Origin of the sequence: Streptomyces canarius (genome assembly GCF_014650735.1) — a bacterium.
In the GTDB taxonomy this organism is placed as follows: domain Bacteria; phylum Actinomycetota; class Actinomycetes; order Streptomycetales; family Streptomycetaceae; genus Streptomyces; species Streptomyces olivaceoviridis.
Window position 1 is genome coordinate 64,144 of the sequence record NZ_BMVN01000026.1, and the last position, 18,652, is coordinate 82,795.

Here is an 18,652-nt window from a genome sequence, read left to right on the forward strand (position 1 = left end):
GCCGCGTGCCCGGGCGCGGTGCCGGCCCCGGGTCAGCCCTTGGGGCGCCGTCCGCTGCGGCGCGGCGACGGGCACTCACCGTTCAGGAGCGACCTGCGGCGGTCCTCGCCCTCCTCCTCGATCTGGAGGACGACACGCCGCAGCCCGTCGGCGAGACCGCGGCACTCCGCGTCGCTCAGCCGAGCGGTGACGAAGGCCTCCTCCTCGTTGAACGCGGGGAACACCCGGCGCATGAAGTCCTCGCCCTCCTCCGTGAGGGCCAGCAGGACGAGCCGCCCGTCGGTGGGGTGACCGGCGCGCCGCAGCAGTCCACGCGACTCCAGCGTGCGGGAGACACCGGTCAGCGTGCCCTTGGAGATGCCCGCCTCCTCGGCCACGTGCCGGGTCTCGGACTCGCCCCAGACCCACACCACCCACAGCACCACGAAGGCGGTCCAGGTCAGGTCCGAGCCGCGCAGCACGGAGTTCTCCAGGTGCTGGCGCACGGCGGACGCGGCCCGGTGGATGTTGGCCACCGCGGCCATCTGCTCGCGGCGCAGGGGGATGTCGCCGAGCTTCTCCGCGGCGAGCTTCTCCGCCTCGCTGATGGACCGCTGGCTGGGCACCGTGGCTCCCTCACGTCGTCCCTGGATCGCGTGCCCCACGGGCCGGCGATCGTTCGGTACCAAATTGTACGGGGAGAGATCCACACGTGGGTCACCCCGGACGCCTGGCGGTCACCGTACGACGCGCCACCGGTTGTCGGCCGTGCCGTCGTCGGGTGCCTGGACCGCGAAGGCGCCGACGGCGCCGGACCCGTTCTCGACGGCGAGCAGTTTCCCGCTGTGCACGTTGCGGATCATGAAGGTGCCGTCGCCCTGGTCGAGCAGGGTCCACCGGTGGTCGGCGGTGCCGTTGTCCGACCATTGCAGGACGGTGGCGCCGTCGGCCGTGGACATGTTCAGCACGCCGAGCACCTTGCCGCTGTGGATGTTGCGGAAGCGGAACGCGTCGCCGTCGGGGACCATCTCCCAGTCGTGGTCGGCCGTTCCGCTGTCGCTCCAGAGCAGGGCGCGGCCACCGTCGGCGGTGGACATGTCCTGGATGCCCAGGACCAGACCACTGGCCGCGTTGGCGAGGCGGACGGAGCGCAGGCCGCCGGTGTTCCAGTAGACGGTGTAGTTGTGGCCGTGCGCGTCGTGGAAGGGGCCGAGGCCGACGGCGCTGCCGTTCGCCGTGGCGGTGAAGGCGAGCGCGGTGGAACTGGTCCGCCTGATCGAGGAGGTGTCGAGGGCGGGCAGGGAACCGAGGGCGGTGTCGCCGTAGTCGCCGGCCAGGACGACGGGGCCGTAGGTGACCGCGGAGACGTTCGGGTTGTCGTTGGCCGGCCGCAGCGCGGTGCGCATGGGCAGGCGTACGGTGACGGTGTCGCCGGAGGCCCAGGCCCGCTCCAGGGTCGCGTAACTCCCGGTGGCCGCGGTGATGTTCTGCACGACGCCGTTGACGCTGACGCTCGCCCCGGTCGTCCAGCCGGGGATGCGGATGCGCATCGCCCAGGTGCCCCCCACGTCACCGGTGACGCGCAGCGTCGTGGTGTCGCTCGCCGGGTACGAGGTGGTCTGGGTGACGGTGATGCCGCGCTGGGTCCACGTGAGCACCGACGGCACGAACATGTTGACGGTGAGCGTGGTGCCGGAACGGAAGTAGACGGAGTCCATGAGCCGGGTGTGGATCTCCACGCCCGTGCCCTGGCAGCACCAGAAGGTGGTGTAGTCGGTGCTCCAGGTGCCACCGCCCCACGCCGGGCCGACACCGCGCCGGCCTCCGGGCCTCAGCGGGGTGAAGTAGGTGATGTGCCCGTGGGGGTCGGCCGGGTTCTGGTTGCCGATGATGTGGTTGAGCCAGGCCTGCTCGTAGTAGTCGAACAGCGCGGCCCGGTCCGGCGTCAGTGTGAACAGCTCCCTGGTGAGGGTGAGCATGTTGACCGTGTTGCAGCTCTCGCAGGTGTCGTCGGCCAGGTAGGCGGCGATGGCGTTCGGGGCGCGGAAGTGCTCGGCCTGGCTGTTGCCGCCGATGGCGTAGGTGTGCGAGCCGACGCAGTGGTTCCAGGCGTTGGTGGCGATGTCGCGGTACCGGGTGACGCCGGTCGCCTTGTACGCGCGGACCGCTCCGATCCACTTCGGCACCTGGGTGTTGGCGTGCAGCCCGGCCAGCGCGTCCTGGTTCGCCGCCAGCGGGTCGAACACCGCGGCGTGGTCGAAGCGCTGGGCCGCGGTGAGCCACCGGGCGTCACCGGTCTGCTGGTAGAGGTCGGCCAGGACCGCGTTCATGCCGCCGAACTCGGTGCCCAGCACGGCCTGCATCTGGGCCGTGGTCAGCCGGCCGGTGCGCGCGTCGACCCAGCCCGCGAGGGCCAGCAGCACATCGCGGGCCTGGGTGCTGCCGAGGTGCCGCCACACGTCCAGCAGGCCGGACATGGTCTTGTGGACGGTGTAGTACGGCACGTTGCCGTTGCGCAGGGTGCCGGCCTCCAGCGCCGCGAAGTCGGACTCGGGGTAGCCGGAGAGGTAGCCCGCACCGAAGCCCGCGGCCCTGTTGTTGGCCTGGCACTTGGCCAGCTCCGCCACCATGTACAGGGCCTTGTCCCGGGCCACCGTGTCACCCGTCACCGCGTACAACTGCGCCCAGGCGGTGAGGAAGTGGCCCTGGACGTGGCTGCGGAACGGGAAGGTGGGAGCGTCCCAGCCGCCCGTAGCGCTCGCGCCGCCCGTGGACAGGCGGTGGTTGGCGCGGAAGTTGTACAGCAGCCGGTCGACGTCGACGAACCGGAGGTAGGCGGCGGCGCGGTCCTGGTTGTCCAGCCACCGGCTCGCGGTCAGCCTGACCTGGCCGAAGTCGAAGGGCAGCGCCTCGGTCCCGATATCGGTGCGGACCGGCGGGAGCGTCGCCGCCCTCGACGCGGTGCTGCCGAGCAGGGGGCCGACGGTGGTGCCGGCGACCGCGGTTCCGGCGAACTGGATGAGCCGTCTTCTGCTGAACTCGGGCATTCTCGAACGTCTCCTTGCGTGGGGGAGTCGAGCGCATGGGGCCGTGGCCGACGCCGCCCGGCCGGGGTTCACGTCGGGGGCCTGCCGCGAAGGGCCACGGGATCGGTGAGCGACTGCATGGGTTCGTGATTTCGAACGTTGTTCGCTGGATCGTCGAGACCATAGTGGGGTGATTGACGGGCCGTCAACGGCGCCGACATCTTCCATCCTGGTCTGCTCGCCGCCGGCGGCGCCCGCGCGGAACACGGCCCGCCGGTCGCGGTGATCGCAGGGAGATCCACGAAGCGCACGCAGGACTCCTTGGCATGCAGTGACGCGCATGGTGAGACTGGCAGCCGGCCCGGGCGGCGCGCCTCCCACACAGGAGCCGACAGCCGAACCTCAGCCTCGCGTACGGGAGTTCACATGCGTCTGTGCAAGCGCGCACCGGCCTTCACCTTCCTGGCCGCCGTGGCCCTCACTGCCCTCGGCCCGCAGGCCATCGCCGCACCCGTGCCCTGGGAGACCAGCAAGGCCCCGAGCGGCACGGTCACCGTGCGGTGCGCGCCTCCCTGCCGGACGTGAGCAGGGGTACTCCGGCCTGTCAGGGGTACGCGTGTGCGGCGCCCCCTCGCAGGCGCACCTGTGGGCAGCACCTGGAGAAGCAGTGGGAGATGGCATGAGGCTCCGCCAGTCGGCAGTGGCGCCGTTCCAGTGTTCCGCACCCGTGCTGGGCGGGCGCTATCGCCTGGACGGTGCCATCGGATCGGGCGGCGCCGGCGACGTCCACCGTGGCTTCGACCTGCGTCTGAAACGACCGGTGGCCGTCAAGGTCTTCCGCGACGGCAACGGTGGCGACAGGGAGGACGGCTTCCACAACGAGGCGGTGATCCTGGCCCGGTTGCGGCACCCCGGCCTGGTCACCGTCTACGACGCCGGCCGGCATGACGGACGTGCCTACCTGGTGATGGAGCTCATCGAAGGCCCGACGTTGAAGGCGCGCATCGCCGCGGGCCGCCTGACGCCCGGGGAGACCGCCGCTCTCGGAGCCGACCTCGCGCGTGCCCTGGCTCACGCGCACGACGCGGGCATCGTCCACCGTGACGTGAAACCGTCGAACATCATCCTGGACGCGTCCGGCCGCCCCCACCTGACCGACTTCGGGATCTCCCGGCTGCTCGACGCCACCACCCGCACCAGCACCGGCACACTCGTCGGCACGGCCGCCTACCTGTCTCCCGAGCAGGTGCTCGGCCAGTCCGTCGGCCCGCCCGCCGATGTCTACGCCCTCGGGCTGGTGCTCCTCGAATGCGTCACGAGCCGACTCGAATACGACGGTGCTCCCTTGGAGGCCGCGATCGCGCGGCTCCACCGGCGGCCCGAACTGCCCGACTCCCTCCCGGAGGAGTTCGCGGCCCTGCTGGGGGACATGACCGCCCTGGAAGCACAGGCCCGCCCATCGGCCGACGACTGCGTCCGGACCCTGGCCGCCCTGGCCGAGTCGAACGGTCCCAGGGCCGTCCCGCCCCCGGCTGACGTCACGAGCCTGGTCCCCGAGCAGGTGCCGGTGTGGGCCGACCTCACGCACCCGCATGCGTCGCACGCCGCCGGCACGGCCGCACCGAAGTCCGCGCCCACGCGCGGACGCCATCTGGTCGTCGGTACGGCCGCGGCGCTGGCGGCTGCCGTGGCCGCCACGGTCGGCATGTCCGACGGACCTGCGCACCACGAAGCGCCCCGGGCGGTGAGCAGCCCGTCCGCGAAAGCCGACGCACCAGGCGCGTCCGGCTCCAGCCACGAGGCGGCCTCCAGCCATGAGGCGGCCTCCGGTCACGAGGCGGGATCTGTCCCTGCCAGGCCCTCCGCCCGGGAGGTCCCCGCAGCGCGGCTTCATGACCCCACCCCCAGCCAGGTCTCCGGCTCCGCCCCGGCTGTCCCGAGCCGGGAGCCGGCCACCGGCACGGGCACCCACGGCGCCACGGCCCCACCTTCACACACCACCGCACAGGGCACGCCAGGCAGTGGGGTCGCGTCACCGTCCGGTACGGCATCGCACGGCAAGAGCGGAGCGGACCCGTCCGGCGAGCGGACCGGCAAGTCCCACAACGCTGAGAAGGGACACCGGAAGAAGGACCGTAACGTGCCCTCTGGCGCCGCGGGTTCGGTCAGTCCCTCTGCTGGTAGTTCATGAACCAGTGGGTGTCGAAGTAGCGGGCCATCGTGAACGGGTGGTCCGGATCGATGAGGATGCGGCAGACGAATTCCGCGGCCTGGCAGTCGAAGGGGACGTCCTTGTTGTCGAAGGACCGGACCACGACGGGCCAACGGTCGGGGTCGTCGCCGTCGGCCCTCCAGCAGTACAGGTCCTCGTGCTCCGTGCCCGCCCAGATGAGCAGCCCGTCCTCCCCGAGATCCGTCCACGGCTCCTGGTTCAGGTCCAGGTAGCCGTCGAAGGCGCCTGCGCCGAACGTCTCGACCATGCGCTTGTAGTCGCTCGGCAGCGCGGTGCCCAGACGTGACTCCAGCTCCGTCCAGTCCACGTCCGGCCGCTGGGCGGGCTGCGTCCAGCCGGTGATCCGTATGAGCCGTTCCATCCAGTCGACGTCCTCGTCCACGTCGGGAGCGACCGTCAAAGGCTCTGGCACCTCCCTGTGCGCGACCACGAGGACCGCCCGCTCGATCCCTTCGGCGTCCCGCGCCGTACCCGTGCCGACCCACTGGTCCCCGTACGCCCACGCCCGCATCTTGACGGCCCGGTCCTCGAAGGGCGCCAGGAGCGCCGCGCCCTTGGCATCGTCGACCGTCGGATCGGTGAAACCGTCGAGGACGAGGGTGCGCGGGGCGCCGTACCTGTCGGCGAGCAGGTCGGTCAGAGCCAGCGGGTCCGGGTCGCCGGGCAGGTACATGTAGGCGTCCCCCGGGCCGAGCAGGGCCAGCAGGTCGTCGACGGTCGCTTGCGTGGGTTCCATGGCGGACAGTGAAACGCACCGCACTGACAAGGGACGCGCCGGCGTTGTGTCCGCTCAGCTGTCCCGTGCCGCCAGTGCCGCGACCGCGGGGATCACCGCGAAGGCTTCGCGCGTGTGCCGGATGAGTGCCGCACGGTCCTGCCGCCGCTTGCCCCCGGACCCGACGTGGAGTCAGAGTTGGGAGCCGCCGCCGTCCACCGCGAGTTCGGCGCCGGTGGTGTAGGTGGCGTCGAACGCGAGGAACGCCACGGCCCTGGCGACTTCGGCGGGGTCGCCGAGGCGCAGCATGGGGTTGTCGGCGGCCATCTGCGCCTTGGTCGCTTCGGCCGCCTCCCTGGGCATCGACTTCTCCAGGATCCCGGAGTCGATCGGGCCCGGGCTGACCGCGTTGACGCGGATCTTGCGCGGGAGCAGCTCGCGGGCCAGGCTGCGCGTCATCGAGCGCACAGCCGCTTTGCCGGCCGCGTAGGCGCTGAGCATCGGAAGCCCCAGCACGTTCGCCACGGACGTGGTGAGCACCACACCACTGCCCTCCGCCAGCAGCGGAGCGAGCTTCTGCACCGTGAAGTAGGGACCCTTGGCGTTGACGGCCAGCAGGTGGTCGAAGAGCTCCTCACCGGTCGCCTCGAACGGCGCGAAACCGCTGACGCCCGCGTTGGCGAACAGGGCGTCGACGGTGCCGAACTCGGTCTTCACCCGGTCGGCCAGTGCCTCGATGTCGGGCAGCGAGGCGGCGTCGCTGCGGACCGCGATCGCGTTGCCGCCGAGCCGGTCGCGGGCGGCGTCCAGGGCGTCCTGGTCGCGCCCGGTGATCAGCACCCGCGCCCCTTCGTCCACGAGCAACTGCGCGGTGGCCAGGCCCAAACCGCTGCTGCCACCGGTGATCACCACGTGCTTGCCCTCGTACTTGCCCATGCCGGACACACTCACTTCCTGAAACGCCCACGGGATTCCGTCCGGCGGGTCGGCCCCGGCCGGACACCATCGAGTCAACAACCGATGCGAACCGGGCGTCCAAGACCCGTCCTGCAACCCGTCATGCGCGAACCGCATGACGGTAGGCTGCTGTCGTGCCCGAGGAAGCCCCGCCCCCCGCGACGCCCCGTCCCGGCCCCGACCTGGACCTGAGACTGGTGCGGTACTTCACGGTCGTCGCCGGGCACCTGAACTTCGCCCGGGCCGCCGCGGAACTGCACGTCGCCCAGCCCTCCCTGAGCCGCCAGATCCAGCGACTGGAGGACGCCCTCGGCGTACGGCTGCTGGAGCGCACCCCGCAGGGCAGCCGTCTCACCGCGGCCGGCGCGGCCTTCCTCCCGCAGGCACAGGCGCTGCTGCACACGGCTCACCAGGCGGTGCTCACCGCACGCGCCGCCGCGCCGCCGCGCACGGTCACCATCGGATACGTCGAGGACCTCGTCATCACCCCCGCCGTACGCGACCTGCGCCGCCGTCACCCCGACGCCCACGTCCGCACCCGTCACCTGGACTGGGACGAGGCACGCGCCCTGCCCGAGGGCCGGGTCGACGCGCTCGTCATCCGCACCCCGCTCCCCGTCCCGGACGACGGCCTGGACGTGACCGTCCTCTACGACGAACCCCGGGTCCTCCTCGTACCCGCCTCCCACCGCCTGTCCGGGAAGGAGTCGGTCACCCCCGGCGACTTCACCGACGAACCCCTGGTGGCCTGCGCCGGAATGGCCGCCGCGTGGACGAGCTTCTGGCGGCTCGACCCCCGCCCGGACGGCAGCCCGGCCCTCCTCGGTCCGCTGCTGGTCGACACCTTCGAGGACAAACTCGAAGCCGTCGCCGACGGCCGGGCCATCGCCCTCGTCCCGGCCGATGACCGGCGCTGGGCACTCCGTACCGACCTCGCCACCATCCCCGTCGAGGAAATCGAACCCTGCCAGGTCGTGGTCGCCACGCGCCTCACCGACCCCAATCCCCTGGTCACCCACTTCCGCGAATCCGCAAGGAAGCACCTCACCCGCACCACCTGACGTGCCCGGTCCGCAAGGGCATGGCGCAAGCCCGCGCTCTGATCACGCCCACCCCGGCAGCACACCGGAACCGGTCGGCGCGGAGGATGACAGGTCGGCGATCTGCGGGCGGTCTGAGCGGTACGGTCGGTCGTCGGCCCGTCCGCCAACGGGTCACTGTCCGCTGCTTGTCGACCGGCCCGGAAGAGGAGGCCGACGGGCTTCCGTACGGTGAGCGGGCGCGGCGCGAGTCCGAGTTCGCCACCTCGTCCAGAGGCACGGCGAGGCCGGGACCGAGTCCGGCGTCGCTCCCTGGTCCGCGTACCGATGGCCGCGAGTCGCCGCCGTAGTCGGCCGTTCCCCCGCACATGCCGGCGACCTCCGTCCCGCTCCGACCGGCGGTAGGGACCCGCCGCCCCGGACCGATGACCCACGGGGACCGTCGGCCCCTCGCCACCGGACCGGCCCCCCGCCCGTGAACCGGGCGGGGGTCAACGGGAACTCCGCCCCACGGGTGTCCGGCGCCGCGCCGACGGAGGGCCCGTCGAAGGCCAGGATCACTTGGTTCCTCTCCTGGCGTCGGCGCCCCGGCGGGTGCGCAGCACCTCGGTGAGGAGGGGGACCAAGGAGACGATGACGATCAACGCGACGAGCGGCAGCAGGTAGTGGTCGACGTTCGGTATCGAGGACCCCAGTGCGTACCCCGCGAGGGTGAGGCCGAGGCTCCACACCAGGCCACCGGTCACCTGCCACAGCGTGAAGGTCCGCACCGGCACGTCCAGGGCGCCGGCCATCGGGTTCAACACCGTCCGCACCACCGGGACGAACCGGGCCAGGAGGATCGCCTTGGCGTGCCCGTACCGCTCCAGCAGTTCCTCGGCGCGCCGCACGCCCTCGCGAAGGCGTCGGGAACGGCTGCGGGCGATCAGCGCGCCGCCCGCCTTGCGGCCGATCAGGTATCCGCACTGCGCCCCGGCCAGCGCGCCGACGGCCGCCGAGACCAGCAGCGGCGCCAGGGACAGCTTCACGCCCTGGTCCGCCGAACCCGTGCACAGCAGACCCGCCGTGAACAGCAGGGAGTCACCCGGAAGGAAGAAACCGATCAGCAGTCCCGTCTCGGCGAACAGCACCGCGCCGACGCCCAGCACGCCGAAGGCGGCCAGGAGCGAATGGGCGTCGAGCACATTGACGGCCAGCTGCGCGGCCAGGTGCGGCGGACTGGTCATAGGGGCCTTCCTTGCGGATCGGGTGACATCGAGCGTCCGGAACGAGCGACTACAGTGGAGTAGACCGTCTACCGAACTGTAGACGAATGGCGCCCGGGGTGTGTTCCGAGCCGTGGACTCGGCCGACCCTGCCGACACCGAGCGCATCGGTCCGCTCAACCCCTCCGGTGTCCCATCGCTTCTGCTTGGGCGGGCAGAGGACAGGCACGCACCTCGACGGCGTCGCCCGCGAGCCCATGTTCACACCGATCCCGTCGGCCGCCGCGGACGCCGGGGACCCGCTGACGGCCGTGGAAGGCAGTGCGGCGGCGCGGCGTGAGCGACGTACGGCTCCACGACTCCGCCCGCACCCGCTCCGGCTGGTCCGGCGCGGTGCCGTCCGGGTGCGCCCCTCCCGTCAGCGAGCTGACGCCCTCCGCGTAGTGGCCCGGGGCGCTTCCCGCACCGCAGCCCGAGGACCCGGCCCCGCCACACCGCTGAGCCACCGGGCCGACCACGTGTCGCCGGAGGGAGGCGTCGGTCCAGGGCCGTCGCGTCAGAAGGTGAGCACCAGTCGGCCCCGCAGACCGCCCGCCTCCAGCAACCGGTCTGCGTCCGCGGCCTGTTCGGCGGGCAGGACGCGTGCGACCCGTGGGGTGAGCCGGCCTTCCTCGGCGAGCCGGCGGAGACGGTCCAGCTATTCCTCAAGGCACGCCGAGCCGAGCTCGACCCGGCCGCCGTCGGCCTGCCGCAGGGCGGCCCGCGGCGGGTCGCGGGCCTGCGCCGTGAGGAGGTCGCCGTGCTGGCGGCCATCAGCACCGACTACTACGCCCGCCTCGAACAGGGCCGCATCCAGCCATCGCCGTCCGTGCTGGAGTCCCTGGTCCGGGTCCTGCGCCTGGACGGCGACCAGCGGGACTGTCTGTACGAGCTGGAGGCCAAGCACGAGCACCGGTACCGCCCGCCTCGTCGCCGGCCGCGTCCCAAGGTCCAGCCGCAGTCGCGGCGCATGCTGGACGACATGGCGCACACGCCCGCCTTCGTGATCGTCCCGCGTACCGAGATCGTGGCCTGGAACGCCATGGGCGCCGCCCTGATCACGGACTTCGCGAGGATCCCGCAGAAGCAGCGGTGCTACATGAGGCTGCTGATCATGTCGAGCGGTTCCGTCAGTGGTGGGCCGCTCACGACGTCGCGGTCCGGGACACCGGGGCCCGGCATCTGCGCCACCCGGTCGTCGGCGACCTCCATCTCGACTGGAACGCCGTCACCTGGGCCGCCGACCCCGGCCTTCAGACCGTCGTCTGGACCGCCGAGCCCGGCACCCCCTCCCACGACGGCCTGCGCCTGCTGGCGTCCTGGGCGGCGGACCCCGGCCACAGCATCAGCGGCGGCTCCGTCTGATCAGCCGGCCGGGTACCGCCAGGGCCGGGGGACCGTGCCCGGGATCAGCGTTCAGGCGCGTTCCACAGCTCCCGGAGTTCCGCCCACCGCGTCGCCGGGCCGTGCAGGGCCGTGGGCCGGCCGGCGTCCGGGGTGCGCAGCCCGGTGAGGACGAGGTCGAGGTAGCGCAGGTGCAGCGCGGTGGCGCGCTCGCTGGTGACGGGGATCCGAGGAGTGAGGTGTTCGAGCAGCAACGGGATGTCGGCGGAGGTGAAGTCGGTGCGCAGCACGCCCTTCCTGTGCGCGCCGTCCACCAGGTCGTCCAGCGCCGCGCGCAGCCGGTCCGCGGCGGCCCGCACCTCGTCGGTGGCCGGTAGCCGGCCACCGACCAGGGGGAGGAGCGGACCGCCCGCCCCCTGGTCGGCCAACGCGTCACGGAAGAAGCGAACGAGGGCGGTCCAGGGGTCGGGCTCCTCGGCGAGTGCGGTCCGCGCCTGCGTGACGAGTTGTTCCATCCCCGCGATCCGCATGCGCTGGGCCAGCAGCTCTTTGCTGGGGTAGCGGCGGTAGAGACTGCCCATGCCGATGCCGGCCCGGCGGGCGATCTCGGAGACGGGAGCGTCCCAGCCGCGCTCGGCGAAGACCTCGCGCGCGGCCTGGAAGAGGCGGGCGTCGTTGCGGTCCGCCTCCCGCTGTCGGCCTCGCGGTTTGCCTGTGTACGTGTCACCCATGATGCGGCATTCTCCCTCAGGGGCGCCCCACGCCGTGCCCGCCGTCGACGGTGACGACCGAGCCGGTGATGAAACCGGCCTCCACGCCGACGAGCATCGCGATCGCCCGGGCCACGTCCTCCGGTTCCGCGACCCGCCCGAGCGGGGTGCGCTCGACCAGGCGCCGCTGGAACTCGACCGGCTGTCCGGCGCTGGCCTCGGTGCGCACGAACCCGGGCGCCACGACGTTGACGTTGACGCCGAGCGGGCCGGCCTCGTAGGCGACGAAGCGGGCGAAGGTGTTCAGGGCCGCCTTGGCGGTGCCGTGCGCGGCCATGCCGACGGTGGGCGGACCCTCGGCCAGGGCGCTGGAGACGTACACGATCCGGCCCCCGCCCTGGGCGCCCATCACGGCCAGCGCCTGCTGGGTGAGGGTGTAGACGGACGCGAGTTCGTTCGTCACCTTCGCGTGGAAGTCCTCCCAGGACAGGTTGGGGAGCGGGGTCGGGGTGAAGCGGGCACCGGCGTTGCAGACGAGGACGTCCAGGCGCCCGTCGACCGCGGAGTGCTCCAGCAGTTCGGCCGCCTGGCGGGGGTCGTACACATCGGCCCGCACGGCGAAGGCTTCGCCGCCGTCGGCCTCGATCTGCTTGACCACCTGGTCGGCGGCCTCGCGGTTCGAGAAGTAGTTGACGGCCACGCGGTACCCACGGGCCGCCAGCTCACGCGAGGTGGCCGCGCCGATGCCCCGGCTGCCGCCCGTGACCAGCGCGGTCGGCTTGCTCGTCGTCATGTGTCCTCCGGTCGGCGGATCAATGTGTTCTGCATCCACCTTATCGGAGCGGAGCGCTCCGCTCAAATGCACCCGCGATACCGACTCGCTTTCCACCGGCACATGAGAAACCGCGAGGACGGCGGAATGATCGCCGTCGGCAACGTGTTGCCCACGGGCATGAGCGAAGCAGTAGTGGCGAGCGCCTACGGCGGTCCCGAGGTGCTGTCGGTGATCGACGTGACCGTCCCGGAGCCCGGGCCCGGTCAGGTACGCATCGCGGTCCGTGCCATCGGTGTCAATCCCTTCGACTACAAGGTGTACGGCGGTGTCTTCGGAGCCGATCCGGCGAAGCTGCCGCTGCGGCTGGGTACCGAGGCGGCCGGTGTGGTCACCGCCGTGGGCGCCGACGCGACCGGCCCCGCAGGTCCCGTCCAGGTGGGCGACGAGGTGATCGCCTACCGTGCGCCCGGCGCGTACGCCGCGGAACTCGTCGTCCCGGCCACGTCCGTGGTGCCGAAGCCGGCCGGCCTGTCCTGGGAGCAGGCCGGCGGGCTGATGTCCGCCGGCGCGACCGCCGTACACGTCCTCGAAGCGGTCGGACTCGGCAAGGGCGAGACGGTGCTGGTCCACGGGGCCGCCGGAGGGGTCGGCCTCGTAGTCGTCCAGCTGGCCGTGGCGCGCGGCGCCACCGTTGTCGCGACGGCAAGCCCCGCCAAGCACGAGCTGCTGAGGGAACTGGGCGCGGTCCCGGTCGCGTACGGGCCCGGCCTGGCGGACCGCGTACGTGCGGCGGCGCCGGAGGGGATCCACGCGGCGGCCGACCTCGTGGGCACCGACGAGGCGGTGGACGTCTCCCTGGAACTCGTGAGCGACCGTTCCCGTATCGCCACCATCGCGGCGTTCGAGCGCGGGGGCCAGGCCGGGATCAAACTCCTCGGCAGCGGGCCCGGCGGCGACCTCGGCACCGGGATCAGGGAGGCCGCCCGCCTCCAGCTCACGGAAGCCGCGGCGGCGGGACGACTGCGCATCCTGATCGCGTCCAGCCACCCGCTGCGTGAGGCAGCCGCCGCCCATCGCGAGAGCATGGCAGGTCACACCACCGGGAAGATCGTCCTGTTGCCGTAACCCGACTCCGTGAGGGACCGTCTCAGGCGCTCGCCCGCGCGATGGCTCGGGCGAGCGCTGTCCTGGTCGTTGGTCTTGATGTCCTTCATGGTCAGATGGGATTCGATACACCGGACACCCGGCAGGCCGCTGAGTTTGCCCGTGCGGAAGGCTTCGTAGGCGGCGTGGTCGGCGACGGCGACGCGGATGAAGTAGTCGGGGCGCCCGTACAAGCGACGGAACTCGATGACCTCCTCATAGGAGGCAACGGTGCCCTCGAACTCCTCGAAGCTCTTGCGGTCCTGGGCGTAGATCTCGACGTCGATCAGAACTTCCAGGCCGCGGCCCAGCGCCTCGGGGTTGATGACCACCCGGTACCCGGCGATGACGCCGGCCTCCTCCAGCCGCTTGACCCGACGCAGGCAGGGCGGCGGGGTCAGCCCGACCCGCTTGGCCAGCTCCACGTTGGTCGGCCGGCCGTCTGGGCGTCCCCCAGTACGAGGAGGCCCCGATCGGCTTCGGCAGCCTCTTCGGCCACGACATCACCCTCACCGCAGGCCCCGCCCCGGCCCGCGCCTGCATCGACGAGCTCCTCCCCGACATCCTTGAGGGACGCATCGAACCCGGCCGGGTCTTCGACCGCACCGTCGGCCCCGACGGCATACCCGAGGGCTACCGAGCCGTGGACGCGCGCGAGGCGCTCAAGGTACTGGTGCGGCCGTGAGGTGCCGGCCAGGGGCTGGTACCGGCCCCGCTGACCGGGCGTCACCCGGTGCCGGTCCTCCCTGGATTCGTCACGAGCGCGTGCGCGACGACCTCGAAGAGGTGGTCCGCCTGTGGTGCGAGCGAGGGCTGATCGCCGAGCCACGCGAGCGCCGCTACCAGCGCGAACAGATCGGCGCCATCGATGTCGGTGCGCGCCGCGCCGGCAGCCTGGGCGCGGGTGAGGAGCCGCGCTCCGGCCGCGCGCAGGGTGACACATGACGTATGGAGTGCGGATTCGGTGTCCTCGATGGCGGCTGCCATCAGCACGGTCACGCCGCGGTACTCGGTCGTCCAGGCGACGCAGTCGCGCAGCCACGAAACCAGCGCGTCCTCCGGCGAGTTGGAGGCCTCCAGTGCGCCTGCCTTGGCCGTCAGCTCGTCGAAACTCGTGCGCAGCAGGGCGTCGAGCAGCGCCTCACGCGTCGGGAAGTGGCGCAGCAGCGTCGCGAGCCCGACATCGGCCCTGCGCGCGATGTCGCGCAGTGACACGTCGACGCCGTGCTCGGCGATGGCGGTGCCCGCTGTGGCGAGCAGGTGGTCGCGGTTCTTCCTGGCGTCGGCCCGCATCTGTCCCTCTTGACTGTCCGGATCAGTGATCCATATATTCGGATCAGTGGTCCGTTTATGTGGACCGCTGATCCGGATAGCGTATCCCGCAACTGGGGCAGGAGAAACCGATGCCGACACACACGATGAGGGCCGTCCGGCTCCACGAGCACGGCGGCCCTGAAGTGCTGCGTTACGACGAGGTGCCGATCCCCGAACCGGGGCCGGGCGAGGTGCTCGTTCGCGTCCACGCGGTCGGCGTCAATCCTCCCGACTGGTACCTGCGGGGCGGGCTGACCAGGATGCCCGGGGAGTCGGAATCGACGGTCAGCCTGCCGGTGATTCCGGGGACGGACGTGTCGGGCGTCGTCGAGGCCGTCGCCGCGGACGTGGACGGCTTCGACGTAGGTGACGAAGTCTTCGGTCTCCTGCGCTTCCCCAGCTTCCACGGCAGCGCATACGCCGAGTACGTGGCCGCCCCCGCGTCGGACCTCGCGCGCATGCCGGCCGGCATCGACCACGTGCACGCCGCCGGGGCGCCCATGGCCGGGCTGACGGCGTGGCAGTTCCTGATCGACCCGGGACACGATCACCCCTCGCCCTTCCAGGACGCACGGCACCGCCCGACGGCACTCGACGCCGACACGACGGTGCTCGTCAACGGCGCCGCCGGAGGTGTGGGGCACTTCGCGCTCCAGCTGGCGAAGTGGAAGGGCGCACGGGTCATCGCCGTGGCGTCGGGCGCGCATGAACCGTTCCTGCGCGACCTCGGCGCCGACCGGTTCATCGACTACACCAAGAGCCGTGCTGAGGAACTCGTGCACGACGTCGACCTCGTCGTCGACACCGTCGGCGGCCCCGACAGCAAGCGCTTCTTGCGCACACTCAAGCGCGGCGGCGCCCAGTTCCCCGTGCTCCCCGGGGACTTCGACGAAGAGGAGACCGCGAAGCTGGGCGTCACGGTCTCCAGCGCCCAGGTCCGCTCGAACGGTGCGCAGCTCGCCGAACTGGGGCGCCTGCTCGACGCGGGCACGGTCCGCGTCGCGATCGACAGCACGTTCGCCCTGGCGGATGCCCGGGCAGCGCACGAACGCGCCGCCCGCGGGCACATCCAGGGCAAGATCGTGCTCACGGTGGCCCAGTGATCGTCCGCCTCCAGGGCGGCCCGCTCACCACCCCGGTGCCGTGGGCAGAGGGGGCGGAGCCGGCGACCGCCGCGACGTGGGGCGGGCCATCACCGAATACGGGAACCGTCGACGCCGGCACGAAACCCAGCTGGTGGGAGGTGTGCTGTGTGTGCGGCTACTCCAGCAGATTCTTCGCGGTGCAGTAGCGTTCCAGCGCCCCTGCAACCTGATGCCGCGCGCTGAGCGTGGAGGGAAGGATTCGCGATGCCCCGCAAGGCGCCGTACCTCGAACTGGTCGATGTGCTGCGCGCCCGGGTTCTGGCGGGGGAGTGGAAGACCGGGGAGCGGCTGCCTCCCCGCGTGCGGCTCGCCGAGGAGTACCAGGTGGGCCGCAACGTCGTGCAGAGGGCCATGGACCGTTTGATCGAGGATGGGCTCCTTGAGGGGCGTGCGGGTTCGGGCACGTATGTCCGGGAGCCGCGTGAGCGCCTGCGTCTGGTCCGCTCCTGGCACCGCGGGCGTTCGGGTGGTTCTCCCGGGCGCGTCGGTACGCGGGAGCGGGGCGCGGCGGATGCCTGGGAGGCGCACAGCCAGGTGCGTGTTCCCGCCCCCGACACCATCGCCCAGCGGCTCGCCGTCACGTCCGGAGAACTCTGCGTCCACACGCACTACGAGTTCCTCGCCGACCGCCGGCCCATCCAGCTCTCCGCGTCCTGGGAGCCGATGGCCGTCACGGAGGGAACGCCGGTGATGCTTCCCGAGCGGGGGCCGCTCGCGGGGAAGGGGGTGGTAGCGCGTATGCGTGCCATCGGCATCACCGTCGACACGGTGGTCGAGCTGCAGCGCCCGGCCCGTGCCACCCCCGTACAGGCGCGGCTCCTGGGGATCGGGGTGGGTGACCTGGTACTGCGGATCGAGCGGACCATCTTCGACACGGACGGCCGGCCGGTGGAGACAGCCGACATCGTCATCCCGGACGCGCACCGAGCAGTGGTCTACGAGTTCGGGATCGATCGCCCGTGACCGCCGGACCCGCGCAGGTGACGCCTCCCCCCGACCGCTGGAGACTCGATGTCCGCATCCGCCCGGCCCGGACTCCTCGGTGACCGGGACTTCGGCCGTCTGTTCGCCGCCACCGCGCTGGGTCAGTTCGGTGACCGGGTCGTCTTCCTGGCGCTGCCGCTGGTGGCTGTAGCGGCACTGGACGCGGACGAGTTCCACGTCGGGCTGCTGGCAGCGATGACGACGGCGGGCTCGTTCCTGGTCGGGCTGCCGGCCGGGGCGTGGGTCGACCGGCTGCGCAAGCGAACGGTGATGGTCGCTGCCGACCTCGCCCGTGCGCTGGTACTCGCGACCGTCCCCGTCGCATGGTGGGCGGACCTGCTCACCATCTGGTGGCTCTGTGCGATCGCCCTGATCCACGGGACGCTGACCGTCTTCTTCGACGTCGCCTACGTCAGCTACCTCCCGCACCTGGTGGGACGCGACAAGGTCGTGGAAGGCAACGCGAGACTGTCGGCTGTCCGCTCCGTGACGAGCATCAGCGGCCCGGCCGCGGCAGGCCCCTTGACCGCCCTGGTCGGAGCCCCCGCCACTCTCGTGGCCGGCGCGGCAGGAATGGCCCTGTCCGGCCTTCTCGCGGCCACCATCCACGCACATGAACACACGCCACGGCCAGGCAGGCACCCCGGTCTGCGACGCGAGACCAAGGAAGGGCTGAAGTTCGTCCTCCGCCATCCCGTACTGCGTGCCATCACCCTCGGGGACGCGGTCTTCAACGTCTCCCTGGCCGTGTACCAGGCCATGTTGCTCGTTTTCCTGAAGCGCGAGATCGGCCTCCAGCCCTCCGGCATCGGCCTGCTGTTCTCGGGGATGGGCCTCGGCGCTCTGCTGGGCGCCCTGCTGGCCAGCACCGCCTCGAAGCGGGTCGGTCAGGGTACGGTCATCTGGCTGGCGTCACTGGTCACTTGTCCGCTGACTGCCCTGATGCCGCTGGCCCGGCCGGGGTGGAGCGTGTACGTGGCCGCGGTGGGACTCGCGGCTCTCTCGCTGGGCGGAGTCGTCCGAGTGGTGGCACAGACGAGTTTCCAGCAGGCCCTCACGCCGGACAGGCTGCTCGGCCGGACGAACGCGACGATCCGCTTCATCTCCTGGGGAGGAATGCCTCTCGGCGGACTGCTGGGCGGAACTCTGGGTTCCGTACTCGGAGCGGCAGCCACCCTGTGGATCGGCGCCGCCGGGATGAGCGTCAGCGTCCTTCTCACCCTCCCCTCACCGCTCCGGACGAGGAGCGCGGTTCCCACGAGAGGTGAGGTGACCCGGCAGCAGTCGGTCACGTAGCACCGGGAACGCGAACACGTAGGTGTGCCAGGGGCGCTTGGTCCACTCCGGCGGATCGCACGCGCCTGTTCAGGCGTCGGCCGCGTCGGGGTGCGAAGTCGGCTGGGTGTCGCCGATGCGGGCGGCGAGGTTGGTTTCGAGGTGTTCGAGGACGGTGAGGGCCTCGCCGCGTTCGGTGTCGGTGAGGTCGCCGGTGGCGTAGTCCTCAAGGCGGGCCCAGAGGTCTTCGACCTGTTGGCGCAGAGCCTGGCTGGCGGCGGTGGGTTCGACCAGGACGGAGCGCCTGTCGCTGGTGGAGCGCACGCGGCGCACGAAGCCGGCCTTCTCCAGACGCTGGATGGTGCGGGTCATGGTGGCGGCGTCGGCACCGACGTGCCGGGCCAGGTCGGTCTGGCGCATCCGGCCGCGGTCCCACAGCTGCATCATGACCAGTTCCTGGGCCGGGTGCAGCCCGACCTCGCGCAGCAGCTGGCCGGCGAGCATGCGGTGCAGGCGGGCCACCCGGAAGATCGCGTGGCTGATGGGTCCGCGGTGTGCGGCCTCGGGGAGCTCCCCGGTCTCGGTGACCTGCTGCATTGCCTCGGAGTCCATGGTGCTGCCTTCCGCTTTCTCCCGTGCGGCCGTCCTGGCCCGTGCCGACCGCGGCAGCCGGCGCGGGGGCCGGCTGCCGCGTACAGGCTCTCGGGTCCGCGTCCTGTGCAGCAGGGTATGTGCTGCTCGGGCGCGGCATGCCCGGCGGGCTCGGGT

At 71.7% G+C, this 18,652-nt stretch carries 18 protein-coding genes and 2 pseudogenes; 9 read left to right on the plus strand and 11 right to left on the minus strand.

Annotated features, from left to right (window positions below):
* Positions 1 to 32: 32 nt before the first annotated feature.
* Together IE294_RS30015 and IE294_RS30020 are read right to left on the minus strand one after the other, a co-directional pair.
* A complete protein-coding gene (locus IE294_RS30015; RefSeq protein WP_189815095.1) occupies positions 33 to 605 on the minus strand; it encodes a MarR family winged helix-turn-helix transcriptional regulator in 573 nt (190 codons plus the stop codon).
* Positions 606 to 716: 111 nt separating this feature from the next.
* Positions 717 to 3,026 carry a beta-L-arabinofuranosidase domain-containing protein gene (locus IE294_RS30020; RefSeq protein ID WP_189891242.1) on the minus strand — a complete coding sequence of 770 codons (2,310 nt, stop codon included), beginning with the start codon at positions 3,024 to 3,026 and terminating at the stop codon, positions 717 to 719.
* 405 nt (positions 3,027 to 3,431) lie between these two features.
* Here IE294_RS30020 and IE294_RS30025 point away from each other — a divergent pair, with 405 nt between their 5' ends.
* Both IE294_RS30025 and IE294_RS30030 read left to right on the plus strand, forming a co-directional pair.
* Positions 3,432 to 3,590: a hypothetical protein gene (locus IE294_RS30025; RefSeq protein ID WP_189891319.1), complete on the plus strand. Its 159-nt coding sequence runs from the start codon at positions 3,432 to 3,434 to the stop codon at positions 3,588 to 3,590.
* A gap of 94 nt (positions 3,591 to 3,684) precedes the next feature.
* Positions 3,685 to 5,196 carry a serine/threonine-protein kinase gene (locus IE294_RS30030; RefSeq protein WP_229917416.1) on the plus strand — a complete coding sequence of 504 codons (1,512 nt, stop codon included), beginning with the start codon at positions 3,685 to 3,687 and terminating at the stop codon, positions 5,194 to 5,196.
* Here the strand turns inward: IE294_RS30030 and IE294_RS30035 are convergent.
* Together IE294_RS30035 and IE294_RS30040 are read right to left on the minus strand one after the other, a co-directional pair.
* Entirely contained in the window at positions 5,171 to 5,974 is an 804-nt protein-coding gene (locus tag IE294_RS30035) for an SMI1/KNR4 family protein (RefSeq protein WP_189891244.1), read from the minus strand. The genes IE294_RS30030 and IE294_RS30035 overlap by 26 nt on opposite strands.
* A gap of 171 nt (positions 5,975 to 6,145) precedes the next feature.
* Positions 6,146 to 6,889: an SDR family oxidoreductase gene (locus IE294_RS30040; protein ID WP_189891246.1), complete on the minus strand. Its 744-nt coding sequence runs from the start codon at positions 6,887 to 6,889 to the stop codon at positions 6,146 to 6,148.
* Between the two features lie 155 nt (positions 6,890 to 7,044).
* On the opposite strand from IE294_RS30040, the gene IE294_RS30045 reads away from it, so the two are divergent.
* Complete coding sequence (locus tag IE294_RS30045) at positions 7,045 to 7,971, plus strand: LysR family transcriptional regulator (protein ID WP_189891248.1); 927 nt, start codon at positions 7,045 to 7,047, stop codon at positions 7,969 to 7,971.
* Positions 7,972 to 8,507: 536 nt separating this feature from the next.
* On the opposite strand, the gene IE294_RS30050 is transcribed toward IE294_RS30045, so the two are convergent.
* Both IE294_RS30050 and IE294_RS30055 read right to left on the minus strand, forming a co-directional pair.
* Positions 8,508 to 9,176, minus strand: a complete 669-nt coding sequence (locus IE294_RS30050; RefSeq protein ID WP_189891249.1) for a DedA family protein — start codon at positions 9,174 to 9,176, stop codon at positions 8,508 to 8,510.
* 535 nt (positions 9,177 to 9,711) lie between these two features.
* Entirely contained in the window at positions 9,712 to 9,852 is a 141-nt protein-coding gene (locus tag IE294_RS30055; protein ID WP_189891323.1) for a zinc-binding dehydrogenase, read from the minus strand.
* Positions 9,853 to 9,954: 102 nt separating this feature from the next.
* On the opposite strand from IE294_RS30055, the pseudogene IE294_RS49820 reads away from it, so the two are divergent.
* Positions 9,955 to 10,559, plus strand: a pseudogene (locus IE294_RS49820) (helix-turn-helix transcriptional regulator).
* A gap of 44 nt (positions 10,560 to 10,603) precedes the next feature.
* Here IE294_RS49820 and IE294_RS30070 read toward each other — a convergent pair.
* Both IE294_RS30070 and IE294_RS30075 read right to left on the minus strand, forming a co-directional pair.
* Positions 10,604 to 11,269 (minus strand): TetR/AcrR family transcriptional regulator, encoded by a 666-nt coding sequence (locus tag IE294_RS30070; RefSeq protein ID WP_189891251.1) that lies wholly within the window; start codon positions 11,267 to 11,269, stop codon positions 10,604 to 10,606.
* A 16-nt stretch (positions 11,270 to 11,285) separates the two neighbouring features.
* Positions 11,286 to 12,041, minus strand: a complete 756-nt coding sequence (locus IE294_RS30075) for an SDR family oxidoreductase (RefSeq protein ID WP_189891253.1) — start codon at positions 12,039 to 12,041, stop codon at positions 11,286 to 11,288.
* Between the two features lie 174 nt (positions 12,042 to 12,215).
* On the opposite strand from IE294_RS30075, the gene IE294_RS30080 reads away from it, so the two are divergent.
* Positions 12,216 to 13,148: a quinone oxidoreductase family protein gene (locus tag IE294_RS30080; RefSeq protein WP_229917425.1), complete on the plus strand. Its 933-nt coding sequence runs from the start codon at positions 12,216 to 12,218 to the stop codon at positions 13,146 to 13,148.
* On the opposite strand, the gene IE294_RS30085 is transcribed toward IE294_RS30080, so the two are convergent.
* On the minus strand, positions 13,115 to 13,591 hold the full coding sequence (locus IE294_RS30085; RefSeq protein ID WP_189891255.1) for an Lrp/AsnC family transcriptional regulator: 477 nt from the start codon (positions 13,589 to 13,591) through the stop codon (positions 13,115 to 13,117). The two genes, IE294_RS30080 and IE294_RS30085, sit on opposite strands and share 34 nt — an antisense overlap.
* A gap of 14 nt (positions 13,592 to 13,605) precedes the next feature.
* On the opposite strand from IE294_RS30085, the pseudogene IE294_RS47930 reads away from it, so the two are divergent.
* Positions 13,606 to 13,851, plus strand: a pseudogene (locus IE294_RS47930) (IMP dehydrogenase); the annotation flags it as partial.
* Positions 13,852 to 13,892: 41 nt separating this feature from the next.
* Here the strand turns inward: IE294_RS47930 and IE294_RS30090 are convergent.
* Positions 13,893 to 14,459, minus strand: a complete 567-nt coding sequence (locus tag IE294_RS30090) for a TetR/AcrR family transcriptional regulator (RefSeq protein ID WP_189891256.1) — start codon at positions 14,457 to 14,459, stop codon at positions 13,893 to 13,895.
* A gap of 110 nt (positions 14,460 to 14,569) precedes the next feature.
* Here IE294_RS30090 and IE294_RS30095 point away from each other — a divergent pair, with 110 nt between their 5' ends.
* The 3 genes from IE294_RS30095 to IE294_RS30105 all read left to right on the plus strand — a co-directional run bounded on the left by IE294_RS30095 (position 14,570) and on the right by IE294_RS30105 (position 17,905).
* Positions 14,570 to 15,583: an NADP-dependent oxidoreductase gene (locus IE294_RS30095; protein ID WP_189891258.1), complete on the plus strand. Its 1,014-nt coding sequence runs from the start codon at positions 14,570 to 14,572 to the stop codon at positions 15,581 to 15,583.
* 246 nt (positions 15,584 to 15,829) lie between these two features.
* Positions 15,830 to 16,588, plus strand: a complete 759-nt coding sequence (locus IE294_RS30100) for a GntR family transcriptional regulator (protein WP_189891260.1) — start codon at positions 15,830 to 15,832, stop codon at positions 16,586 to 16,588.
* A 48-nt stretch (positions 16,589 to 16,636) separates the two neighbouring features.
* Positions 16,637 to 17,905 carry an MFS transporter gene (locus IE294_RS30105; protein ID WP_189891262.1) on the plus strand — a complete coding sequence of 423 codons (1,269 nt, stop codon included), beginning with the start codon at positions 16,637 to 16,639 and terminating at the stop codon, positions 17,903 to 17,905.
* Positions 17,906 to 17,974: 69 nt separating this feature from the next.
* Here IE294_RS30105 and IE294_RS30110 read toward each other — a convergent pair whose 3' ends face one another.
* A complete protein-coding gene (locus tag IE294_RS30110; RefSeq protein WP_189891264.1) occupies positions 17,975 to 18,496 on the minus strand; it encodes a MarR family winged helix-turn-helix transcriptional regulator in 522 nt (173 codons plus the stop codon).
* Between the last annotated feature and the right edge of the window lie 156 nt (positions 18,497 to 18,652).

Excerpts from the sequence above, each read along its gene's own strand:
- IE294_RS30020 (WP_189891242.1), bottom strand. The coding sequence starts at position 3,026 with ATGCCCGAGTTCAGCAGAAGACGGCTCATCCAGTTCGCCGGAACCGCG.
- IE294_RS30025 (WP_189891319.1), top strand. The coding sequence starts at position 3,432 with ATGCGTCTGTGCAAGCGCGCACCGGCCTTCACCTTCCTGGCCGCCGTG.
- IE294_RS30030 (WP_229917416.1), top strand. The coding sequence starts at position 3,685 with ATGAGGCTCCGCCAGTCGGCAGTGGCGCCGTTCCAGTGTTCCGCACCC.
- IE294_RS30035 (WP_189891244.1), bottom strand. The coding sequence starts at position 5,974 with ATGGAACCCACGCAAGCGACCGTCGACGACCTGCTGGCCCTGCTCGGC.
- IE294_RS30040 (WP_189891246.1), bottom strand. The coding sequence starts at position 6,889 with ATGGGCAAGTACGAGGGCAAGCACGTGGTGATCACCGGTGGCAGCAGC.
- IE294_RS30050 (WP_189891249.1), bottom strand. The coding sequence starts at position 9,176 with ATGACCAGTCCGCCGCACCTGGCCGCGCAGCTGGCCGTCAATGTGCTC.
- IE294_RS30070 (WP_189891251.1), bottom strand. The coding sequence starts at position 11,269 with ATGGGTGACACGTACACAGGCAAACCGCGAGGCCGACAGCGGGAGGCG.
- IE294_RS30075 (WP_189891253.1), bottom strand. The coding sequence starts at position 12,041 with ATGACGACGAGCAAGCCGACCGCGCTGGTCACGGGCGGCAGCCGGGGC.
- IE294_RS30090 (WP_189891256.1), bottom strand. The coding sequence starts at position 14,459 with ATGCGGGCCGACGCCAGGAAGAACCGCGACCACCTGCTCGCCACAGCG.
- IE294_RS30095 (WP_189891258.1), top strand. The coding sequence starts at position 14,570 with ATGCCGACACACACGATGAGGGCCGTCCGGCTCCACGAGCACGGCGGC.
- IE294_RS30100 (WP_189891260.1), top strand. The coding sequence starts at position 15,830 with ATGCCCCGCAAGGCGCCGTACCTCGAACTGGTCGATGTGCTGCGCGCC.
- IE294_RS30105 (WP_189891262.1), top strand. The coding sequence starts at position 16,637 with ATGTCCGCATCCGCCCGGCCCGGACTCCTCGGTGACCGGGACTTCGGC.
- IE294_RS30110 (WP_189891264.1), bottom strand. The coding sequence starts at position 18,496 with ATGGACTCCGAGGCAATGCAGCAGGTCACCGAGACCGGGGAGCTCCCC.